General features: G+C 41.7%; 5 protein-coding genes. 1 reads left to right on the top strand and 4 read right to left on the bottom strand.

Features of this window, described 5'->3' with window-relative positions; all coding sequences use genetic code 11:
• The 3 genes from BACCELL_RS11670 to BACCELL_RS11660 form a co-directional block, all read right to left on the bottom strand.
• Positions 1-1,840 (bottom strand): ligand-binding sensor domain-containing protein (locus BACCELL_RS11670; RefSeq protein ID WP_007212000.1); only part of this gene is annotated, 1,840 nt, incomplete at its 3' end.
• Positions 1,841-2,064: 224 nt separating this feature from the next.
• On the bottom strand, positions 2,065-3,861 hold the full coding sequence (locus tag BACCELL_RS11665) for a cellulase family glycosylhydrolase (protein WP_157133901.1): 1,797 nt from the start codon (positions 3,859-3,861) through the stop codon (positions 2,065-2,067).
• Between the two features lie 408 nt (positions 3,862-4,269).
• Positions 4,270-5,094: a hypothetical protein gene (locus tag BACCELL_RS11660; protein WP_007211998.1), complete on the bottom strand. Its 825-nt coding sequence runs from the start codon at positions 5,092-5,094 to the stop codon at positions 4,270-4,272.
• 438 nt (positions 5,095-5,532) lie between these two features.
• On the opposite strand from BACCELL_RS11660, the gene BACCELL_RS11655 reads away from it, so the two are divergent.
• Positions 5,533-5,724, top strand: a complete 192-nt coding sequence (locus BACCELL_RS11655; protein ID WP_007211997.1) for a hypothetical protein — start codon at positions 5,533-5,535, stop codon at positions 5,722-5,724.
• Positions 5,725-6,006: 282 nt separating this feature from the next.
• Here the strand turns inward: BACCELL_RS11655 and BACCELL_RS11650 are convergent, their stop codons facing one another.
• Complete coding sequence (locus BACCELL_RS11650; protein ID WP_007211996.1) at positions 6,007-8,613, bottom strand: hypothetical protein; 2,607 nt, start codon at positions 8,611-8,613, stop codon at positions 6,007-6,009.
• Position 8,614: the final 1 nt, after the last annotated feature.

Here is an 8,614-nt window from a genome sequence, read left to right as displayed (position 1 = left end):
TATAATCTCCGTCTTTTGTATCGATAGAAGGAATTACATTCACTACACCATTGGCCGTAGTCACCCACATATTTTTATTATCATCTTCTACGATACCGGTAATAAATACCCTAGAATCGTTCTGCGAAAGAGGAACTACCTGTAAATGGTCGTTCTTCGGGTTATAGAGATTCAGTCCTTCACGTGTTCCCACCCATATCAATCCCCGGCTATCCTCATAGACCTGATTAATGCTCTGATTGGAAAAGCGGATACTTCCCGACTGGTTGCCTACCAGATTCGTTATTTTCCGGGTAATCAGATCCATTATGGATACCCCCGTAGAAGAAGTACCGATTATCAGACGATTATCACGACTCATACATAAAGAGGCTATATGATTGGAAATAATTCCGGAGTTACTTATCTTATAGGTGGTGAACTCACCTGTCCCCGGATTCAGACATTGTAAACCGCCTCCCAAGGTTCCAATCCAGATATTTCCGTTCTTATCTTCTGCCAATGACCAGACATTGTTATTAGCCAGCGAATTATCATCTCTCGGTCTGTTCCGGTAATGCACGAAGCGATTGCCGTCGAAACAATCCAATCCTTCCCAAAATGTCCCTATCCAGAGTTTGCCGTCCTTAGCTTGCAACAAACTTACAATGACATTCGAAGCAATAGAGTTTACTCCCGGTGAGTATGCATACAGTTTCTTTTCATCCGTCTTCGGATTCCAACGTATCAACCCGGCGTCATTGGTACCCAACCACAACGAACCGTCATTACTTTCTTCCAGACAGTTAATATCCCCCAAGTGGTTGATGCCGAACTTAAAAATGCCCTCATCATAATAAGCCACACTTTTCTTATAAGTACCTATCCACATCACACCGCCTTCATCTTCATAAAGCACATTGATGGTATTATTGGGCAAACCTCGTTCGTCATCCACATCATACGTAAGCGAGATAGTTTCACCAGTCGCCTTATTCCAGATATCGATGCCATCCTGGTCCTTTCCAAACCAAATACGTCCCTGCTTATCCTGAGCTACTGCTACGATATGAGCCTGACCTCTATCGCTGAAATTCCATTGTGAATGCCACTTCCTGTCAGACAAATCGTAAGCCCATACACCCGGGGCACCATATATCCATAAATCTTCATCCTTATCCACATACAGGAAGAAGATATCAGTACGCATTCCCATGTGCTCTGCAATATCTGTCAAAATCCATTTTACACGTACCGTCTCACGGTCGATACAGATTACGCGCCCGTTATCATATACCAACAGAATGCCATCCTTACATTCAGCCATGTCTATAATGACACCTTCGGGTATTCCTTTCTCACCGAAAGGCAGGGATACAGCATTCTTTTCACCGGGACGATAACAGTAGCACCCTTTCCCATCTATGGCAAACCAGGTATTCTTTTGCTTGTCGACAAATACATAGCGGGGTGTTCCGTCTATCCCTATATCCCACATCCGGGAACGAACATCACAGACAAAGCTCTCCGTATCCCAGTTATAAATGACATATCCGTTTTCTCCCGTCCGTATCCATAAACGTCCTTCACTGTCTTCCACTATCTTCTCAATATAGTTGTCAGGTAAAGACGCAGAACCATTGTCAGTGCTCCGGAATACCTTGAAACGATATCCGTCATAACGTGCCAGTCCGGCAGCGGTGCCGAACCACATAAAACCTCTTGAATCTTTATAAATGGCATTGATTTGGTTGCTGGGCATTCCGTCCTTAACCTCCAGATGTTTGAACATAAAGTCGTGTGAAAAGGCAGAAAAACATGCCACAACGACTGAAACGATAAGTAAAATCAATCTCTTCATAGTAGTAGATATAGGAATATCGTTAACATATTGCAAATGAAACAAAAAGGAATCGTAAAAACAAGGTTTTCAATGTGTTTTTTTATCATTTCATACCCCATCATTTGTTTCCCGGACAGAAAAGAAGGAAGTAACTTCCCTCACAGAAGCTACTTCCCAAAACCAATCAAAAAAAAACTGTATTAACAACAATCCCTGTATACACGAGGGGTATTTATGAAAACCTATTGCGGTGCATTGTCATAGACGGATTGCAATGTATAAGATGCATCTTCTGTAAAGATGGCCTTTTTCATCACTTCTACTATTTCCGCTGCATTATTCAGATAATCACCGGTAGCATGATTAAACAAGCCTGATTCTTCCTTTCCACTACCTGTACCGCCATTATCCCAATAAACAGGAGCCAATCCGTATTCTTTCGCTGCTTTACATACATATTCCAGATAGTACTTGCGGAAAGATTCCGCACGGTCAGTCGTCCGGCTTACACATCCCATTTCACCAATATATACCGGAATGCCCTTATCTATATACGTTGTCTTCAAACTATTGAATACATCTTTCACATTGTCTTCGTCTCCCCAGTTAGCTTTCTTATCGGCAGCGCCGGTATGCCCCCACTCCGAATACTTTGCATCCAGTGTATATTCATTCGGATCATAGAAATGAACAGATACCATCAGACGATTCTGAACTTTATCAGTCGGCAGTTTGAAGTTGCTCACCGTAAGTGCCACATTGGTACAATACCCCGGCACACCCAGGAAACGATTGCTATTACCACCACCTACAGCACGTACCGCATCTACAAACACCTGATTCCAGTCGTTCAATATTGAATATTGTTTTCCACCATCATTACGGTTGTCGCCCCAGCCCCAACCGCCATCATGAATTTCATTCATCGACTCGAATGCCAGGAAGTTGCCCTTATCCTTAAAACGTTCGGCTATCTGTGTCCATACAGCTTTCAATTCTGTTTTAATTGCGGTATTTTTAGTTTCATCCTGAGCAGCATCTTTAATGCTAAGCCAGTATTCACTATCAGCTCCATCGTGATGAATATTGACAATAGCATTCAGTCCGGCATTTTCTGCATATCCTACTACCTCGGCAACACGATCCATCCAGGCTTTCTCTATTTCATAACCGGGGGCGTCTCCAATATGTCCCATCCATGTAACAGGAATACGTACGGTAGTAATACCCGCAGCAGCCAATTTATCAAATAAAGCCTGTGTCGTCTTTTGATTCCCCCAGGCCGTTTCATTGGCCACACCACTATTATGCGCATCCAACTGATTACCCAGATTCCAACCCAATCCCAGACTTTTAGCTACAGTCCAGGGATCTTCACCTGCTATTTCATTCGAGCTTATCTCACCTCCCGCCAACTGCTTCACGGTCACAGTTGTTGCCGGCAAGTCACCCAAAATAAAAGTAATGGTACCGGTACGTTCTTTTCCGGTATTGGCAGCGATAATAAAAGTCTTCGTTTTATCCACCATAGCGCGCGTTTCTGTTTTCTCGGTAATCCAGCTATCATTAATAGTTATAGTTGGTTCACCGTTAGTCATCACTTTCACAGTGATAATACCACCCGCTGCCGATATGTCTTCAAACAAGACAGTCTCCAGATCCAGACCTTCGGTAGCTGTTTGAATGACATTGAATGTCTCTGTCAGGTTACCACCTTTCACAGTAATAACAGATGTACGATTATCGGTAGTTGAATTGGATTTTACATCTATCGTATATTTAAAGACCGTAGCAGAAGCTGAAACTGTCGGAGTCACTACGCACCAATCCTGGTTACTGGTAACTTCCAACGTCACATTCGATTTCACAGAGAGTGTGTTTGTACCTCCGGCTTTGGAAAAACTCATTCCATTCGCCAGAATGTTTTCGGAAATTGTTATTTCCGATGTTACAGGATCATTGTCATCACTGGAACATGCGGCAGCGAAAGCAGAGAGAGCAATCGTCAACAGCAACAGATAAGCTTTAATTTTATTCATGACCATTATGTTTTTCGTTCTCAAATATTAGGTTATGGATAGAAATCCGTGTTGGCAAAGATAGGGCAAAGCAACCACACAAAGCGTTTAGGATGTTATATGGAAGGGTATAATTTGTTATTACCCCTGGACGAAAGGTTTCCAATAGGCGACATATCATTTATCGCCTTTCCCCCGGGTTCCTGCTACAAAACGGGTAGACTTGTGATATACCACCACTTATTCCATCCAAGCGTAGGACCAACACTCTGTGTAAAATGTTTCCAAAAATAAGAAGTATGCAATAAATGCATATTATTCAGGGGGATTGTGCGTTATTGAGTATTTCATAGCTATTTAATTTAAGTAACGTCGAACTATTACTCAAATGCACTGAGAAACATAAATACTGCTTAAAAGAAGTAGAATTCATTGGGATATTCTTTCAACTATTTCAGATGCGATCTTCGATAAGTTTGCTTCTGAGTTATATCCGCGTTTTCTGTCTATTATAACTACAGGAATATCAAAGATTTGATCGCCTTTATCTTCCCACATGAAATTGTTGTATGCGGATATTCCTGCAAATACAATTATTTTAGGTTTAATATTATCTCTAACCAAGGTTCTTACAGGCTTTACGATATCTTTCCATTCGTTTATTCCCAATTCTTTTTTAAGTCGTGAGAGTTGATTCAAGTTATCAGTAGCCAACGGACATACATTCATAAACATTATTTCTTTCCCGAATGTATCATACCATTCTGGCTTTTCGCCTTTCACAAATTCACCTTTACCTAAACCGAAGGCAACCTTGCAAATGATTTTAAGCATATTTTCAACGAAACCATTCCCCCGCTTTATTTTCAGCTCATACCATGAGCTTCCTTCGCAATAATTACTTTTGGTAAACCAGTCCAGTGCAATCGTTTTACCATCCGAACGATAAACAAGTCTACTTAAAGGATATGCACTCTCATCCCGGTAGAGATTACTATCCCCTGTCAATATCCGAAATGGAACCTTATTATCATTGTTTCGATAATTAGTTTCATTATAAAGCCCTGGTCCCGGATTTATTCCCATAAACAATATTTCCGGTTGATAGATAACAGGACCGTTTACAGTAATAACCCCTTTCCAATCTGCAAATCTACCGTTCTGATGCCCTTCCTTTAACTTTTCTATTATTGAACTAAATTGGTTTTGGTACTCGATAAAGCTACTCACTGTTGCATCCAAACTATTTTCCATAATATGTATATTATTGGGGTTAATGGAACAAAGATATGGAATAGTTGTCCCCTATTATAATTTTATCTGATTTATTTTCATACCCAAACTTCCATAACCGATTTTTCACAGTTGACTATCAAAGTATTACAAATAATCAATTTGCTGTTTACAAGAAGTTAAGAGTTTGTCGACAGGAAGTTAACTTCTTGTTGACAAACTCTTAACTTCTTGCAGGCAGCAAATAAAAGAGTTCTCTATTACTTTACAAATAGTACTTTGTATAAAATACAAAGAGGTTGTTTCTTGAATATATCATTTTATTCAGCAAACCAAACAATATATAAACTTTTGTCTTAATTTTCTTTCTTCTCGCTAACATACAGGTCGCATAAAAAAAGCGTAACAGCCTCCTTTGAGCATGAATGAGTTAATATTCATGCAACATTTTACACGTTTATGGAAGCAAAGTGCATCGGAGAACTGCACGATATTAATACCGTACGTGAAGGATATATACATCGGACGCGAAGGATATTAAGCTCCTTCACGCAGGAAGTTAATGTCGTGCGCGAAGGACATATATATCGTTCATGCAGGAAGTGGAATTCTGCCATAGTCAAGCGCGAATTGATGGAAGGAAACGGGTAAAACCGGAAGAAAACAGTCTATTTCAACTGTTGCGTATTTTATATAGTTCTGTTAATTAACAGCATACAAGTTTTTGTTCGCTTGTTTTCTTGGTAGTTGTCAGTTGGTTACAAATACGGAATTCTAAGCGTAGTTTAAAATACAAAATGATATGCTAAACAACAGCATCTTTAATAATATTACTCTTTGAAATGAATAGGGAGCGGGAAAAGTATCTTCGCCTTCCCCACTCCCTATTCATATATATTCCCAACTCTGGAATGTATCACATCCTCTCCTCTATTACCATTGAGGAACAGCAAAAAGCTTATGGAACGTAAATTTCACTTCCATAGAAGTGCTGAAACCAAGCTCCTTGATTACATCTCCATCAGGTGTGCCGAAAGCACAACCCGCATTCTTGGTTGCCCCATAACAGTTCCAAAGTTCCAAACGATACTTGGAGCCATCATTGGTATCAAGCACTTTTGTCGCATCAAACGTTACCTCTGAACCATCAAGATAGAGATTATCCAACACAGCATGCGTACCAGGGAAGAAACCGTAAAGATCTGCCACTTCAATGAAGGTCATAATGGAACCAGCTGCACAACCAGTACCTTCATACTTGATGTCGAACTGCGGAGCAACAAGACTATATTGGAAATTTTCATATTTCACTTCTAATGTACCTCCGGCATTATACCCCCATGTACCTGCACCATCCCAATTAGGAATGGTAACTAAATTTGGGGTATATACACCTTTCCCATTGCCATCAGTAAAGACTGTGCAAGTTATTTCCAGTCTATTACTGAAGTGGAGTGCCGATTCGGAAGCCAGATTCTGCGAATTACTGAAAGCGCTGTTCAACACTTTGCCGTCTGCCGCACCTTTACCATAAATGTTGAATAACTCGACACGATAATTACCTTTACCCTCAATATCTCCATAGAAAAAATTATTGGCGTTGAACTGAATAGCATTACCATCGCACTTCATCTCATCAATACGTACGAAAGCGTTAGGATATCTGGTCAGCAAGTCTGGGAAATCAAGGGTAAATACCATAGCATCGCCGCATGAGCCTTCATATGTAAAAGTATGCTGACCAGCCAACTCAGTCGGAGCCAAACGCCCGACTTCGGTTCCCCAAGTACCACTCTCATCAGAACCTGCACAAAGCAATGTAACAGGAATCTTGGTATCGGCTTCCGCCTTGCGCTGACTGTAATAATTGACCGAGTAAGCATAACCGTCTTTATTGGGAAGGGCAATCTGCAAACCGTCACTCGTCAGAGACAGGATATTCAGCTTACCACTCTTTACCGCCACCCAAGTATTGGCACAAAGTACATTGATATCAATGTCAATCACTTTCTTCGCCTCATCAATGGTATATTTACCGGTTTCATCAGTAGCCACACCGTCATCAGTCAAACGATGGATATTGACAGTTCCGTCTTCGAGAAACTCCATGTAACCATAATCAACTCCATAAGTATAACCAATCCAGCCATTCTCAGTGCCCATTTCCCAATGAATTTCTTTTCCGATATTGGGCTGTCCGTTAGATACTATAGCCCAGTCGTACGTTTCGCCCCACTGCGTGAACGGACCTTCGAATACATGTTGTTCACCATCCTGACCATTGTCAATATACCATTTACCATAAAGCAACGAGCGATCGAACGGAACATTCTTGGCGGTAGAAACGGCACGAATAGCCAAAGCTTGATAGACAGGAGTGGTGGCACGAGTAGCAAGAGCACTATTGAAGTGATAGCTCATGGCAAACTGAGTATCAGAAACATTGATGGAACCGGAAAGATAGCAGCCTTCCACACCAACACCGGTAGTAGTGCCCTGTGTGCGCGAACCTGCGGCAGGCATAAAGATAGAGTTTCCGTTAGGACCGGTGAACTTATAGCCGGCAACACCTTCCACTTCCACCCACTCTCTGGTACAGAGTGCAAAGAGTTCTTCAAACTCAGCAATGGTAGGCATGGTCACTTTACCTTCAAATGCTTTATAGGCAAGGTCATTAGCTGTTTTGTAGATATCGGCAGAAGCATAACTTGCAGGATCGATACTGGTATTGAAACCTGTCTTATCGCCAAAGCCGAACAGACCACCAATTTCCGTTTCTGAGGTAGCACCTAAATTGTACTTTGCCCATTTAGTAGAAAGCCCAAGGTCAACAAGGTCATTATCAAGATCAAACGTATGCCCAGTTGTAGTGAATGACTTTTCTTCACCATAGACCATACCTGCACCGAGATCAAGATAAGCCACATAATAATAAGTAGTATTGGCCAACAAGCCTTCCACATCTACCGTATAGCTTTCCTTAGGAACGGTAGCAATACGTACACCGGCACGCACATTTTCCGTACCTTCTATACCCGACACAATGATACCACCTTCCGCATCCGCAGGAAAGCCAATAAGCGAACCAGACAAAGTAACCTTGTTAGCACCTATCTGGGTAGCATCGCCGGTAGTAGCACGAGCATTAGTCAGTACAAGGCTCTTTACTTCACCTTTATAAGTTACTTTGCCTTGTAAAGTGACATAAGCCTGATAATAGATGGTTTGATCTAAGCCACCGGACACGGTGGCTGCGAATTCTTCACCGCCTGTAGCAACAACTCTCTCAGTAAGCGCATCGGAGGCTGTACCATAATTAAAGCCAGTGACATAAGCGCTTGAGGCTTGGCTTTTAAGCCCCGATACGGTTCCATGCAATATTGCCGATGTGGCAGTCACATCTGCCGAACCGGTCACCACGGAGGAGTCGGTCAGAAGGGCTGTAGTGTTAATCGCATAGTCATCATCACTACATGAAGCCAGTCCTAACGTAAGCCCCATGGCAAGTGACAGAATACCTAAATATATCTTTGTCTTCATA

It is taken from the genome of Bacteroides cellulosilyticus DSM 14838 (assembly GCF_000158035.1).
Taxonomy (GTDB): domain Bacteria; phylum Bacteroidota; class Bacteroidia; order Bacteroidales; family Bacteroidaceae; genus Bacteroides; species Bacteroides cellulosilyticus.
Note: the sequence above shows the minus strand (reverse complement) of the source record. Positions and strands in the feature narration are given on the sequence as shown.